The organism is Flavobacterium sp. 20NA77.7 (genome assembly GCF_031326205.1).
GTDB classification, from domain to species: Bacteria; Bacteroidota; Bacteroidia; order Flavobacteriales; family Flavobacteriaceae; genus Flavobacterium; species Flavobacterium nakdongensis.
This window is the reverse complement of record NZ_CP133721.1, coordinates 2,186,969-2,200,350: the sequence shown is the minus strand read 5'-3', so window position 1 is coordinate 2,200,350 and position 13,382 is coordinate 2,186,969. Positions and strand designations below refer to the sequence as shown.

13 protein-coding genes and 2 tRNA genes are annotated in these 13,382 nt (G+C 34.0%); 7 read left to right on the top strand and 8 right to left on the bottom strand.

What is annotated here, in order from left to right; all coding sequences use genetic code 11:
• Positions 1 to 19: 19 nt before the first annotated feature.
• The 3 genes from RF683_RS09815 to serS form a co-directional block, all read right to left on the bottom strand.
• A complete protein-coding gene (locus RF683_RS09815) occupies positions 20 to 1,165 on the bottom strand; it encodes a cystathionine gamma-synthase (protein ID WP_309532109.1) in 1,146 nt (381 codons plus the stop codon).
• 31 nt (positions 1,166 to 1,196) lie between these two features.
• The gene (locus RF683_RS09810; protein WP_309532108.1) at positions 1,197 to 2,981 is read right to left on the bottom strand and encodes a tetratricopeptide repeat protein; all 1,785 of its coding nucleotides are present in this window, start codon (positions 2,979 to 2,981) and stop codon (positions 1,197 to 1,199) included.
• Positions 2,982 to 3,049: 68 nt separating this feature from the next.
• Positions 3,050 to 4,321 carry a serine--tRNA ligase gene (gene serS / locus RF683_RS09805; RefSeq protein ID WP_309532107.1) on the bottom strand — a complete coding sequence of 424 codons (1,272 nt, stop codon included), beginning with the start codon at positions 4,319 to 4,321 and terminating at the stop codon, positions 3,050 to 3,052.
• A 154-nt stretch (positions 4,322 to 4,475) separates the two neighbouring features.
• On the opposite strand from serS, the gene RF683_RS09800 reads away from it, so the two are divergent.
• From RF683_RS09800 to RF683_RS09785, 4 genes are all read left to right on the top strand, one after another.
• The gene (locus RF683_RS09800; protein ID WP_309532106.1) at positions 4,476 to 6,398 is read left to right on the top strand and encodes a M1 family aminopeptidase; all 1,923 of its coding nucleotides are present in this window, start codon (positions 4,476 to 4,478) and stop codon (positions 6,396 to 6,398) included.
• A gap of 72 nt (positions 6,399 to 6,470) precedes the next feature.
• Entirely contained in the window at positions 6,471 to 7,802 is a 1,332-nt protein-coding gene (rseP, locus tag RF683_RS09795; RefSeq protein ID WP_309532105.1) for an RIP metalloprotease RseP, read from the top strand.
• A 77-nt stretch (positions 7,803 to 7,879) separates the two neighbouring features.
• Positions 7,880 to 7,953, top strand: a tRNA-Asn gene (locus RF683_RS09790).
• A 35-nt stretch (positions 7,954 to 7,988) separates the two neighbouring features.
• Positions 7,989 to 8,062: transfer RNA gene (locus RF683_RS09785), tRNA-Asn, on the top strand.
• A 43-nt stretch (positions 8,063 to 8,105) separates the two neighbouring features.
• Here RF683_RS09785 and RF683_RS09780 read toward each other — a convergent pair.
• The gene (locus tag RF683_RS09780) at positions 8,106 to 8,465 is read right to left on the bottom strand and encodes a hypothetical protein (RefSeq protein ID WP_309532104.1); all 360 of its coding nucleotides are present in this window, start codon (positions 8,463 to 8,465) and stop codon (positions 8,106 to 8,108) included.
• Between the two features lie 107 nt (positions 8,466 to 8,572).
• On the opposite strand from RF683_RS09780, the gene RF683_RS09775 reads away from it, so the two are divergent.
• Both RF683_RS09775 and RF683_RS09770 read left to right on the top strand, forming a co-directional pair.
• Complete coding sequence (locus RF683_RS09775; RefSeq protein ID WP_309532103.1) at positions 8,573 to 9,055, top strand: ester cyclase; 483 nt, start codon at positions 8,573 to 8,575, stop codon at positions 9,053 to 9,055.
• A 125-nt stretch (positions 9,056 to 9,180) separates the two neighbouring features.
• Positions 9,181 to 9,465, top strand: coding sequence for a hypothetical protein (locus RF683_RS09770; RefSeq protein ID WP_309532102.1), 285 nt, complete (start codon positions 9,181 to 9,183; stop codon positions 9,463 to 9,465).
• Positions 9,466 to 9,615: 150 nt separating this feature from the next.
• On the opposite strand, the gene pheS is transcribed toward RF683_RS09770, so the two are convergent.
• Both pheS and RF683_RS09760 read right to left on the bottom strand, forming a co-directional pair.
• On the bottom strand, positions 9,616 to 10,635 hold the full coding sequence (pheS, locus tag RF683_RS09765) for a phenylalanine--tRNA ligase subunit alpha (protein WP_309532101.1): 1,020 nt from the start codon (positions 10,633 to 10,635) through the stop codon (positions 9,616 to 9,618).
• A 187-nt stretch (positions 10,636 to 10,822) separates the two neighbouring features.
• Positions 10,823 to 11,179, bottom strand: a complete 357-nt coding sequence (locus RF683_RS09760; protein ID WP_309532100.1) for a hypothetical protein — start codon at positions 11,177 to 11,179, stop codon at positions 10,823 to 10,825.
• Between the two features lie 75 nt (positions 11,180 to 11,254).
• Between RF683_RS09760 and RF683_RS09755 the strand changes: the two genes are divergently transcribed.
• On the top strand, positions 11,255 to 11,755 hold the full coding sequence (locus RF683_RS09755; RefSeq protein ID WP_309532099.1) for a CvpA family protein: 501 nt from the start codon (positions 11,255 to 11,257) through the stop codon (positions 11,753 to 11,755).
• Between the two features lie 185 nt (positions 11,756 to 11,940).
• Here RF683_RS09755 and RF683_RS09750 read toward each other — a convergent pair whose 3' ends face one another.
• Together RF683_RS09750 and hemB are read right to left on the bottom strand one after the other, a co-directional pair.
• The gene (locus RF683_RS09750) at positions 11,941 to 12,342 is read right to left on the bottom strand and encodes a c-type cytochrome (RefSeq protein ID WP_309532098.1); all 402 of its coding nucleotides are present in this window, start codon (positions 12,340 to 12,342) and stop codon (positions 11,941 to 11,943) included.
• A gap of 7 nt (positions 12,343 to 12,349) precedes the next feature.
• Positions 12,350 to 13,363, bottom strand: a complete 1,014-nt coding sequence (gene hemB / locus RF683_RS09745) for a porphobilinogen synthase (RefSeq protein WP_309532097.1) — start codon at positions 13,361 to 13,363, stop codon at positions 12,350 to 12,352.
• Between the last annotated feature and the right edge of the window lie 19 nt (positions 13,364 to 13,382).

Here is a 13,382-nt window from a genome sequence, read left to right as displayed (position 1 = left end):
TGCATCGGGATTTTTGTTTTTATTTAAAAGCCTGTTCTAAATCAGCTAGTAAATCATCGATATCTTCAACACCCACACTTAAACGCACTAAATCATCGGTGATTCCAATTTCTTTGCGTTTGTCTTCAGGTATAGAAGCGTGTGTCATTAATGCAGGATGATTGGCCAATGATTCTACTCCACCTAATGATTCAGCTAAGGTGAACACCTTTAATTTTTCTAAAAAAGAAATAGCATCGGCTTTAGCGTGCGATGTAAAAGTGAAAGATACCATTCCGCCAAAACCACCAATCATTTGCTTTTTAGCAATTTCATGGTAGGGATGATTTTCTAAGCCTGGGTAAAATACACGAGCTACTTTAGGGTGTTGTGCTAAATAAGCGGCTACTTTAGCACCATTTTCACAATGTCTTTGAACGCGTAAATGTAAGGTTTTAATTCCTCTTAAAACCAGATAACTATCCATTGGTCCTAAAGTACCTCCAGTGGCAAATTGTGCAAAATGTAATTTTTCACCTAAGTCAGCGTCTTTTACAATTAAAGCACCTGCAATAACATCACTGTGACCACCTAAATATTTAGTTGCTGAATGCATCACAATGTCTGCCCCTAAATCTAATGGTTTTTGTAAATAAGGTGTTGCAAATGTATTGTCAACGGCAAATAACAAGTGGTGTTTTTTTGTAATTTTTGCTATTTCAGCAATATCAGCTAATTTCATTAACGGGTTAGTAGGGGTTTCTACCCAAACAAGTTTGGTGTTTACGTTTATCAAGGATTCAAATTTGGCTAAATCGTTCATATCCACAAAATGGAATTTTATACCAAATTCTTGATAGATACGCGCAAACATACGATAAGTACCACCATATAAATCGTCCATCGCAATGACTTCATCACCTGGTTTTAATAATTTCAATACACTATCTGTAGCTGCTAATCCAGAAGAAAAAGCTAACCCTCTTGTGCCGTTTTCAATGCTCGCTAATGCGTCTTCTAATGCTGTACGAGTTGGATTAGCAGCACGACTATATTCATAATCGCCAATGGGCTGACCAGGGCTTTTTTGTACAAAGGTAGAAGTTTGATACACGGGAGGCATTACTGCACCTGTACTAGGATCGTGGTGTTGATTACCGTGAATTACTTTGGTGTTAAATTTCATTAGTTATTTTTTTTACAAATATAAAAACATTTTAACTCCCTTCGGGTTTATCTCCTCTCAAAAGTCGGTATTGCACACGAGCTTCTGTGAAATAAATACTATCAGGGTGCTCCAATACAATTTTTTCATAATAGTCTTTTGCTTTTTTATTGTCACTTTTATATTTTCTAAAAATTTCAGCACTAAAAAATAAGGCTTCATCTATGTAAATACAATCTTTATGGAGTTCTAATACTTGCTTGTAATAGCTCAAGGCTTGTTCATATTCTGCTATTTTTTCATAATTACGAGCTATTTTATAACTCGTTGCGGGTTCAATGCTTGTTCCTTTATGTTTTTTTAAAACCTGTAAAAAAGCAACTAATGCTTCTTTAGGTTTATTTTGATATTCTAAAAAATCGGCATGTGAAAAATCTTGAAGCGCAACCCGCAAAGAATCTTCTGCAGAATGATCGCTAATTAGCAAAAATAATTCTACTGCATCATTTGCAATAAGTAAGGTAGACGCTTGTTTTAATTCTTTGGCTTGTTTCATTGCCCAATCAAAATCTTTTTTATAAAAGCTTGTTTTAGCCATTTTCATAGTAGCTTCGTGAGCTAGTTCATCATTTGGTAAATCATTTTCTATTTGGGCATAATAAATAATGGCCTGATTAAATTTTTCATCATAAACATAAACATCTGCTGTTTCCATTTTAACTTTTGCTTTTTGCCTTGTGTTTATTGGTGTTTGAAGCAAAGTGTTTAAAATTTCTTTGGAAATAGCCACTTGATTTAAATGAAACGCGTAAAAATGAGCCGCTAAGAGTTGTAAATCTAAAGCAAAAGGCGAATTTTTATAACGCGCAATTTGCACATCTATTTCTGTTTTTAGTTCTGAATAATTCTCAGGCTTTGCAACATTAATTTTATTTTTCAATATGTAATACTGCGCCAAAATAAGCGTTTCTTCGTCAGAAGTGTTTTCAATAATAAACGAAAAAATAATACTGGCTGTTTCTAAATCATTGTCATTAATACAAAGTTGTGCTAACTGAATAATGTCTTCAAAAGATTCTGGATTTCGTTTATAAATAGCCTTTTCTTGTATAAAAGCTTTGTTGTACTCTTTTTGTTGAATGTAAAGCCAACTTAAAAACTGATTCCAATAAACAGCTTGATTTTTTTGTGTGCGAAGCAATAATTCTTTTTTCAATGCCACTAAAAAAGTACCTTCTGTGTCTTCTTGCAAAAAAAAGTTAAGCTGATTTTGAACATTAATAGTGCTGTTTGGATTAGAATAGGCAAAGTCTAAGAGTTTATTAACCATGGTGTCTAAATTACCCATTTGACCCTGCAATAAAGCCATTTGGTAGTCAAAATTTAAATTTGAGTTGGTTTTTTGACCTAATTCATACGTTCGATAAGCCCATTCCAATAAATTTTTTTGTTCAAAAGTTTGCGCCACGCTATAGGTGTTATTTGCGTTTTCTTGAATTGTTGCAAGTGCTTTTTCGTAATAGTTGGTTGCTTTTGATTGATTTTTTTGCAACTGGTAATTGTACCCTATTTCAATTAAATAGCTAGGTGCTGGGAATTTTTTGTATTTTGAAAAAAGTAATTCTTCCGCTTTAGTATAATTTTGTTGCTGTTGGTAACAACTAGCTAATTTTTGGATATAAAAAGAATTACTAGGTTGTTTAATCGCAATTTCTTCAAATAATGCAGCGGCTTTGTCATATTCGCCTTTTTCGAAATAATTAAGCGCTAATTGTTCGTTCTGTGCCGAAACAAAAAGGGTAAAAAACAATCCGAATATGTAATACAGTCTATGCATAAAAAAACAATGCACTAAATTAAACCATTTTTAGTTAATTTAGTGCAAGGTTGGGATGTTTTTTACGATTAATTAATCATGTCAAATCCCGTGTATTTTCTTAATACTTCAGGAATTACAATACCTTCTGGTGTTTGATAATTTTCTAAAATACCCGCTAAAACTCTTGGTAAAGCTAAAGAACTTCCGTTTAGAGTATGTGCTAATTGATTTTTACCGTTAGTATCTTTATATCTTAATTTTAATCGATTAGCCTGAAATGTCTCAAAGTTAGAGACTGAAGAAATTTCTAACCATCTGTCTTGAGCAGTTGAAAACACTTCAAAATCGTAAGTTAATGCCGAAGCAAAACTCATGTCTCCACCACATAAACGCAATACTCTATAAGGCAATTGTAATTCGTCTAAGATACCCTTCACATGTTCTACCATACCATCTAAGGCGGCATACGAATTTTCAGGTTTTTCAATGCGTACAATTTCTACTTTGTCAAATTGATGTAATCTGTTTAATCCTCTAACGTGTGCGCCATATGAACCTGCTTCTCTTCTAAAACAAGGCGTGTAGCCCGTACACAAAATTGGTAAATCACTTTCTTGCACTAAATCATCTCTAAATAAATTGGTAACAGGAACTTCAGCTGTTGGAATCAAGTACAAGTCGTCTACACCAATATGATACATTTGTCCTTCTTTGTCGGGTAATTGCCCAGTTCCAAATCCAGACGCCTCGTTTACTACGTGAGGCACTTGGTATTCTTGGTAACCCGCTTCGGTGTTTTTGTCTAAAAAATAGGTAATCAAAGCACGTTGTAATTTAGCACCTTTGCCTTTATATACTGGGAATCCTGCACCTGTAATTTTTACACCTAATTCAAAATCAATGATGTCATATTTTTTTGCTAACTCCCAATGCGGTAAAGCACCTTCGTGTAACACAGGAATTGTTCCTTTTTGAAAAACATTCAAATTATCTTCAGCCGTTTTTCCAGCAGGTACAATGTCAGCTGGCAAATTTGGAAGTTTATAGAGTTCTTCTTGAAGTAAGCCAGATGTTTCATTTAATACATCATTTAGCTCTTTAGTTTTTTCCTTGATTTGAGATGTTTTTTCTTTTAAAATTTCGGCTTTTGCTTTTTCGCCATTTTTCATTAATTCACCAATGTCTTTGGAAATTTTATTAGATTCGGCTAAAAGATTGTCTAATTCCACTTGCGTAGCTCTTCTTTTTTCGTCTAATTCAACCACAAGATTGACAATTGTAACAGCATCAAAATTCTTTTTGGCTAATCTGCTAACAACTTCTTCTTTGTTTTCTCTAATAAAATGTACTTGTAACATAATGAATTATTTTGGATAGCAAATGTAGTAAATTGTACTAAAAAAGTCTACTATATTCTAAAAAACAATTACCAAATTAGTGATGAAATGATTACAAAATTTAGATTACACTTTTTTTTTGTTAATTTAGCCCATTGTTTAATTAGGTCAAATTATGAGAAGAATAGCTGTATTACTATTTATTTGCAATTTTACGTTGGGTTTTGGTCAAAATATTGAAAGCAGTTCATCTATTGCTGAGGCCGAAATGAAATCGGCGTCGGCGTTGTTAAATTTTCAAGTCAACCCAAATACGCAAAATTACGACATCACCTATCACGAACTCCGATTTACAGTAGATCCGGCCGTTTATAGCATTAGCGGAGCAGTAAAAACAACATTTACAGCCTTATCTACTATCAGTACAGTTACTTTTGATATGGCAACGGCACTTACTGTGAGTAGTGTAACTATGAACAACACAAATTTGACTTTCACACAAGCTAATTATGAATTGGTAATTAATCTCCCTAATACATTAGCTGCTGGTTCAAGTGCTACTGTAACCATTACTTATTCAGGAGTACCTCCTACAGGAGAAGCAGCATTTACAACGGATGTACACAATGGAACGCCAGTTTTATACACATTGTCAGAGCCATATGGCGCTAGAGATTGGTGGCCTTGTAAACAAGATTTAAATGATAAAATAAACAGTATTGACATTTATATTACTGCGCCTTCAACTTATGTAAGTGTTGCAAATGGCTTCCAACAAAGCGAAGTCACAACAGGAAATTCAAAAACAACTTATTATAAACATAATTATCCTATTCCGGCTTATTTAGTAGCTATTGCAGTGACAAATTATCAAATTTATAACCAACAAGGTGGTTTAGGAACATTGGCAAGTCCTTATTTCCCTATAGTAAATTATATATATCCAGAAACGTATGCATCAGCAACAACAGCAACACAATTAGGTACTACTCCCACCATCATTAATTTATATGAATCTTTATTAGAACCCTATCCTTTCAGAAATGAAAAATATGGTCACGCGCAATTTGGCTGGGGAGGAGGAATGGAACATACTACCGTTTCCTTTATGGGTAGTTTTGGAAGAGGATTAATTGCTCATGAAATGGCGCATCAATGGTTTGGTGATAAAATTACTTGCGGAACATGGAAAGATATATGGCTAAACGAAGGAATCACAGAATATATGTCGGGCTTGGTTGTTGAAAATCTTGATGGCGCAACTTCTTTTGTGTCTTGGAAAAATGGAAAAATAAATAATATTACTTCTCAAACTTCGGGTTATGTATACCTACAAGACAGTGATTTAACAAATGTAGGTAGAATATTTTCTTCTAGACTTACGTATGATAAAGGTTCCATGGTTACGCATATGTTGCGATGGAAATTAGGAGATACAATGTTTTTCCAAGCGTTAAAAAATTATTTAGCAGATCCGGCTTTAGCTTATGGATACGCAGTAACGGCAAATTTAAAATCACATTTAGAAGCTGTGTATGGTAGCAGTTTGACTGAGTTTTTCAACGATTGGATTTACAATCAAGGATATCCTACCTATGCAATTACGGCTCAAAACTGGGCACAAGGACAAGCAAAAATCACAGTGAATCAAACGCAGTCACATAGTAGCGTGAGTTATTTTGAGATGCCTTTACCTATTCGTTTATTAGGAAGTGGCGGACAAACACATGATGTGATTGTAAATAATACCACAAATGGAGAATCATTTATTGTGTCCGTTCCTTTTGAAGTTACTGGCGTTCAATTTGATCCAAATAAACACATCATTTCAAAAAATAATACAGTAACGTTAGGAAATGAATCGTTTGAATTAAATGATACAGTTTCTTTATACCCTGTTCCAACAGCCTATGAATTGCATATTCAATTGCCTACAAATATAGATGTAATAGAAGTGAAAATAGTGAATGCGCTAGGTCAGTTAGAGGGAAATTATTTTTCAAAAGATTTAGATGTAAGCGCTCTATCTGTTGGGCTTCATTGGGTAGAAATTCAAACGTCTGAAGGCGTATTTCATAAAAGTTTCATAAAAAAATAAGTAGAATACAAATTTGTTTAAAAAAGTAAGGTGAAAACCTTACTTTTGTCTTTTAAACCAAAATAGCACAAAATGATTCAATTAGCGCAGATATTATTTATTCTTTCCGTATTAGTTATACTTCATGAATTTGGACACTATATAACTGCAAAAGCATTTAAAATGAGAATAGAAAAATTCTATTTGTTTATGGATGTTGGTTTTTCATTGGTAAAAAAGAAAATAGGCGACACGGAATGGGGTATTGGTTGGTTACCCTTAGGAGGCTATGTTAAAATTGCAGGAATGATTGATGAAAGCATGGATACGGAGCAAATGAAATCAGAAGCACAACCTTGGGAATTTCGTTCAAAACCAGCTTGGCAAAGACTTATTGTAATGTTAGGCGGAATAATTGTAAACATTATTTTAGCGTGGTTTATCTATACCGTTATGTATGCCACTGTGGGACAAAAATACATTGCCACCGAAAAAATCCAAGAAAAAGGATTAGCTTTTGGCGAAGTGGGTGAAAAAGTAGGGTTTAAAAATGGCGACAAAATTGTAAGTGTTGACGGAAAAACACAACCTAAATTTAATTGGTTAATCATTGACGTACTTTTAGGTAATGAAGTGGTATTAGACAGAAACGGACAAAAGGTCGTTTTACATTTAACAGACGAACAAAAAGGATTAATATTGGGTTCAGAAGGTAAAAACTTCGTAAAACCCAGATTACAAACAATTAGTATTGATTCGGTTACACCAAATAGCGAAGCCGCAAAAGCGAAACTTCAAAAAGGAGATGTTATAAAGGCACTAAATGGCCAAAAATTTTCATTTTTTGACGTTTTTGCAACCGATTTAGCGAGTCACAAAAATGATTCCATAGCTCTAACAATTGAACGTAATAAACAAGTAAAAGACATTAAGGTTAAAGTTAATGCTGAAGGTAAACTTGGATTTATTCCTACTACACAAGACAAGTTAGATTTCCAAATCACTACTAAATTATCTTTAGCTGAAGCCATACCAGCAGCGGTAAAAGAATCTTGGCAAATGCTTGTATACAATGTAAAACAGTTTAAATTAATACTAAAACCTAAAACAGAAGCGTATAAACAAGTAAAAAGCCCTATTGGTATAGCACGTCAATTGCCAGACACATGGGATTGGGAATTTGTGTGGAATTTTACAGCGCTATTTTCGATAGGTTTAGCTTTTATGAATTTATTACCCATACCTGGTCTTGATGGGGGACATGCCTTGTTTACTATAGTTGAAATGGTGACAGGTAAAAAATTATCCGATAAGGCTGCAGGCTATGTGCAAACAGCCGGAATGGTTATTTTACTTTCGTTGATGGCGCTTACTTTTGGAAAAGATATTTATCAATGGATTGTTGAAATTATCAGTAAAAAATAATTTTTAAAAAGTATGGAAATATTTTTGCGAATATAAATTTTCAGTTATATTTGCACTCGCTAAAAAGACAAATACCTTCCTCCTTAGCTCAGTTGGTTAGAGCATCTGACTGTTAATCAGAGGGTCCTTGGTTCGAGCCCAAGAGGGGGAGCAACTTTTTAGCAAAACATAAACCTTTGAGGTGATTCCTCCTTAGCTCAGTTGGTTAGAGCATCTGACTGTTAATCAGAGGGTCCTTGGTTCGAGCCCAAGAGGGGGAGCAAAACAAAACCTGATACGAAAGTGTCGGGTTTTTTTGTTTTATTATTTTTGATACCCCATCGACAGTCCAATATCACCGCTAACTTTAAGTTGAATTGAGATTTGCTCCTCCGAGTCATTTTCAATTTTTAGCGCTGTATTCTTTTCTACTTTCACTTTTATTGTGGTTGATGGGTTGAGTGTTAGTGGAGAATGCTTTCCACCATCTATTGGGCATTTCCATATTGTTATAGGTGTAACAGAAGTGTTAGTGACTTTTACTGAAAATTTTCCGTGGGTATTATTTCCTAATAAAAATGATTCTTTCGGTTTAATATACGTTGTAGAATTTAGGGTTCGGAATGGTATACAGGAAGTAAAAAATAGACTTATAAATATTATCAACAAAGAAATTTTTTTCATGAAATAAAGTTTTATTATAGTGTCATAAAGATATACATATTTTTGTCTAAATAATTAATTTAAAAATAAAATATATATATTTGTTAATCAACTTATTAAAATAAAATATGAAAAAAATTGTAATCCTAGTGTTTGCTGTACTTTTTCTAACAGCATGTAAAACCGAAGCGGATAAAAAAGCCGCTCAATCTAAAAAAAATGTAGATTTTTATACGAAAGTATGGGATCAAGTTATTAATGAAGGAAAAGTAGCAGTTTTAGATACTGCTTATTCAGAAAAAATTGTATTGCATACAGTTCCTGAAATTAAAGGAATTAAAAATGCTAAAGCCTATTATTCAGCTTTTGTTACAGGTTTTTCGAATAGAACATTTACCGTTAAAACGATGTTTGCAGATGGCGAAAAATTAGTAAAACATTGGCAATTTAAAGGAACACATACGGGTGACTTTGCTGGTATTAAGCCAACAGGAAAAACGGTAGATATTGAAGGCTGTACCATAGCTAAAATTGTTGATGGCAAAATTGTAGAAGAACAAGATTTTATGGACAACATGAGCTTTTTACAACAATTAGGCGTAATTAAGTAACTTTATTCACAAGAGTTAAAAACCCGACATGAAAGTGTCGGGTTTTTTTAAAAGTATGAGTTAAATAAACATTAAATCTATTTGGTATATGTATTTACTTATTACTTTTGAAAAAAACAACCAAAATGAAAACCACACTATTAAATAGTATAAGCTTGCTATTAGGTATCTTATTCACGGCTATTTCGCTTATCAATATCTTTTTTGGTAACGACCCTTTTTATGGTCTTTTTGTCCTGCTGCTTGCGTTGCTTTATTATCCTTTCTTTTCAACTCAACTAAAAGCAAAGACAAATTATACAATTCCCTTTTGGGTAAAAGGACTTCTTGCATTGTTTATCTTGTGGACAAGTTTAGGCGTAGCAGAACTACCGGCTAAAATTCAAATGATGTTGGAATACTTTAAGTAAAAAAAGAATAGATAAAACCATTATTTTCAGCTAGTTTGTCACTCCGACATAAGGAGGAGTCTCATTATCTTTACCATGATTTTTAACTTCGGATAAATTTATTCTGTGCTACTTTCAAAAATAAAAAATCCCGCTGAAGCGGGATTTTTATTATAAACTACTTTTAAATTGTTCTAAGAAACGCACATCGTTTTCATAAAACATTCTAATATCACCTATTTGGTACAACAACATCGCAATACGCTCTATACCCATACCAAAGGCATAACCAGAATATTCATCAGGGTTAATACCGCAATTTTTTAATACATTAGGATCAACCATACCACAACCCATAATCTCAAGCCAACCAGTTCCTTTTGTAATTCTATAATCTGTTTCCGTTTTCAAGCCCCAGTAAATATCTACTTCAGCACTTGGCTCAGTAAAGGGAAAATAGGAAGGACGCAACCTTATTTTTGACTTTCCAAACATCTCTTTGGTAAAATATAAAAGCGTTTGTTTCAAATCAGCAAAAGAAACATCTTTGTCAATGTATAACCCTTCAACTTGATGAAAAATACAATGCGAACGCGCCGAAATAGCTTCATTTCTGAAGACCCTTCCTGGCGAAATTGTACGAATAGGCGGTGTGTTATTTTCCATATAACGCACTTGTACTGATGAGGTATGTGTGCGTAACAATGTGTCTGGATTGGTTTGTATAAAAAAGGTATCCTGCATGTCTCTTGCCGGATGGTATTCTGGCAAGTTTAACGCTGTAAAATTATGCCAATCGTCTTCAATTTCAGGTCCTTCAGAAACATTAAACCCAATAGTGGAAAACACATCAAGAATTTGATTTTTCACTAAAGAAATTGGGTGTCTAGAGCCTATTTCAAACGGAGCCCCAGGACGTGTTAAATCACCAAAAATTCCTTTAACGTCTTCTTTAGATTCTAAAGCGTCTTGTAGTGTTTTAACCTTTTCTTCTGACGCATTTTTTAACTCATTAATAGCCTGTCCAAATGCTTTCTTTTCTTCATTGGGTACACTTTTAAATGCAGCAAAGATTTCTTTTACAACACCTTTTCCACCTAAATATTTGATACGAAATTCTTCAAGTTGCTCTTTTGTAGTGGCTTGAAAAGCTTGTACTTCTTTAATATGTTCTTTAATCGTATTAATCATGGCCTATTCTAATTGGGGCAAAATTAGTAAATTTTAAGGAATATTTTTTATTTTATTTAGCTGCACAACTATAGATTTTCATAAAACAAATTGTCGCGCTGTTCACTTTATCTATCCAAGTTGTTTATTCCACTCGTTGCCAACTTGGATAGGATGCCGTTTCCATCGCGGCAGTAAAAACGAAGGCTTATTTAATCAGCTCTTTTTCAATAAAATAAGAAACAACAGCTTCTTTCATCAAAATTGATTGCTCGCCTGCTTTTAATGGAGGCAATTCTGCTTTTACTTTATAATGTGGCCAACCTTCTTTGTCAAAATAGTCAAATTCATAATAGCCATACGGTTCTAAAAGTCTGCAAATGGCAATATGCATGAGATTTACTTTTTCGTCTTTTTTAAACGTTTGATTGGGTTTTCCTAACTCTTGAACGCCTATTAAATAGATAATACCCTCCAAATCTAAAGGATCACCATCTGAAAATTTAGCAGATAATAAGTGAACCAATTGCTCCCATCTTTCTTTCAATTGTGTATCTCTTGACATTTTATAATTTTTGACAAAGATAGTATAACAATTTTTTATTTGTCAATTTCTCGCTATTTTGCAAAAAAAATAAAAATGGGTTGGATAGATATTTTACTAGCAAGTGCATTAGGGTATGCGGCTTATAAGGGTTTTAGAAATGGTTTTTTTATAGAATTAGCCTCTCTTTTTTCGTTACTCTTAGGTGTGTTTATTGCGTTAAAATTTTCGTTTTATACAAGAGAATTTTTAGAAAAGTTAGTAAAATGGAATCCTGTTTTTATTCAAATTGTTGCATTTGCACTCACATTTGTGTTGGTTTTAGTCGCGATTCATTTTTTAGTCAAAAGTATCACAAAAATTGCTCATTTTGCAGCATTGGGTTGGTTAAATACAATAGGAGGTGCGGTGCTTAGTGTGTTAAAAATGATGCTGACTATCAGTGTTTTACTTAATCTAATGGCAAAAATAAATGTAAACAACTATTTTCTTTCTAAAGAAACGATACAGCAATCGGCTTTGTATTTGCCTATTCAAGAAGTAGCAAAAGCCATTTATCCCAATTTAAATGATTGGTATAAAGAGATTAAATCATAAGGTTTGGGGTTCAAAATTTTACTAAATTTCCAATTCGTAAATCGAGAGAGCTATATCACAAAGAGCACAAAATTCCACAAAGATTCACAAAGTTATTGGCTTATTTGATTATCATCTCATTACCACATTTTCAAATCTTCAAATCGTAAATCCCAAATCGTAAATCCCAAATCGTAATTCAAAAATCACTTCACACTGAGCATGTAGGTTTCAAGCGCGTCTAATTCTTCATCTGTCATGGATTTTGTGATGGCAAAATTAGCTTTCATGATTTCATATTGGCTTGGGTCCACTAAAGGTTCACCTTCGCCTTTTAAAAATAAAGCAATACTCGCCTTTTTATCTTTATAAATTTTTGAAATTGCTGTAATGCTTGGCCCTATCACTTTTGCTTTTGCTTGATGACAAGTAGCACAAGTTCCTTTTCCTTCAAATAATTCTTTACCTAATTCTTCAGGTGTTTGATTTACTGAAGTTTCCTTTTGTTCAACAGGATTCCCCATGGCATCCGTTTCTGTTTTTTTACCACAACTAATGAGATTTAAAACAAATGATACTATCAAAAGGAATTGCAAATACACTTTCATAAGTAGTCTATTTTTTGTTTAATAAAATGGCTGCTTCTTTTGCAAAATAGGTCGAAATCAAATTTGCACCTGCTCTTTTGATGCACATTAATTGCTCCATCATGATTTTGTCGTGGTCAAGCCAACCTCTTTCGGCTGCTGCTTTTATCATAGCATATTCTCCCGAAACATGGAAAACCGTTACGGGAACATCTACGGCATTTTTTACTTCCCGAACAATATCTAAATAGGCAATCCCAGGTTTTACCATGACCATATCAGCTCCTTCTTCCACATCCCATAAGGCTTCTTTTACCGCTTCAATACGATTGGCATAATCCATTTGGTAGGTTTTCTTGTCTTTTGGTACTTCGACAGGCTCAGCATCGACATCGGCTTCTTTTGGTGCACTGTCTAAAGCATCGCGAAACGGACCATAAAATGCCGAAGCATATTTCGCCGAATAACTCATAATTCCCACGTTGTGAAAACCTGCTGCATCCAATCCTTGGCGTAAGCGCAACACTCTACCATCCATCATGTCACTTGGCGCTACAAAGTCGGCACCTGCTTGGGCATGCGAAACTGCCATCTTTACTAAGGCATCGTTGGTAGCATCATTCGCTACATCGCCGTTTTCAATGATTCCGTCATGACCATAAATCGAATAGGGGTCTAAAGCCACATCAGGCATCACAATCATTTCAGGACAAGCCGCCTTGATGGCACGGATAGCTCTTTGCATCAATCCGTTTGGATTCCAAGCTTCTTTGCCAGTATTGTCTTTTAAATCTTCACTTACTTTGACGTAAATATTCACAGCACGAATCCCTAAATCGAATAATTCTTGGACTTCTTTAACCGTTAAATCAATCGAACGGCGAAAAATTCCTGGCATCGATGGTATTTCGACTAGTATATTTTCTCCCTCTGCAATAAACATGGGAAACATAAAATCGGCTGGACTTAAACTCGTTTCACGAACTAAACTTCTTATTGATTCATTTACTCGTAATCTTCTACCTCTGTGTAATGGAAACATACTTTTATGTTCAAAAAAA

Bases quoted from the DNA above. Each gene is read 5' to 3' on its own strand.
- RF683_RS09815 (WP_309532109.1), bottom strand. From the start codon at position 1,165: ATGAAATTTAACACCAAAGTAATTCACGGTAATCAACACCACGATCCT.
- RF683_RS09810 (WP_309532108.1), bottom strand. From the start codon at position 2,981: ATGCATAGACTGTATTACATATTCGGATTGTTTTTTACCCTTTTTGTT.
- serS (WP_309532107.1), bottom strand. From the start codon at position 4,321: ATGTTACAAGTACATTTTATTAGAGAAAACAAAGAAGAAGTTGTTAGC.
- RF683_RS09800 (WP_309532106.1), top strand. From the start codon at position 4,476: ATGAGAAGAATAGCTGTATTACTATTTATTTGCAATTTTACGTTGGGT.
- rseP (WP_309532105.1), top strand. From the start codon at position 6,471: ATGATTCAATTAGCGCAGATATTATTTATTCTTTCCGTATTAGTTATA.
- RF683_RS09780 (WP_309532104.1), bottom strand. From the start codon at position 8,465: ATGAAAAAAATTTCTTTGTTGATAATATTTATAAGTCTATTTTTTACT.
- RF683_RS09775 (WP_309532103.1), top strand. From the start codon at position 8,573: ATGAAAAAAATTGTAATCCTAGTGTTTGCTGTACTTTTTCTAACAGCA.
- RF683_RS09770 (WP_309532102.1), top strand. From the start codon at position 9,181: ATGAAAACCACACTATTAAATAGTATAAGCTTGCTATTAGGTATCTTA.
- pheS (WP_309532101.1), bottom strand. From the start codon at position 10,635: ATGATTAATACGATTAAAGAACATATTAAAGAAGTACAAGCTTTTCAA.
- RF683_RS09760 (WP_309532100.1), bottom strand. From the start codon at position 11,179: ATGTCAAGAGATACACAATTGAAAGAAAGATGGGAGCAATTGGTTCAC.
- RF683_RS09755 (WP_309532099.1), top strand. From the start codon at position 11,255: ATGGGTTGGATAGATATTTTACTAGCAAGTGCATTAGGGTATGCGGCT.
- RF683_RS09750 (WP_309532098.1), bottom strand. From the start codon at position 12,342: ATGAAAGTGTATTTGCAATTCCTTTTGATAGTATCATTTGTTTTAAAT.
- hemB (WP_309532097.1), bottom strand. From the start codon at position 13,363: ATGTTTCCATTACACAGAGGTAGAAGATTACGAGTAAATGAATCAATA.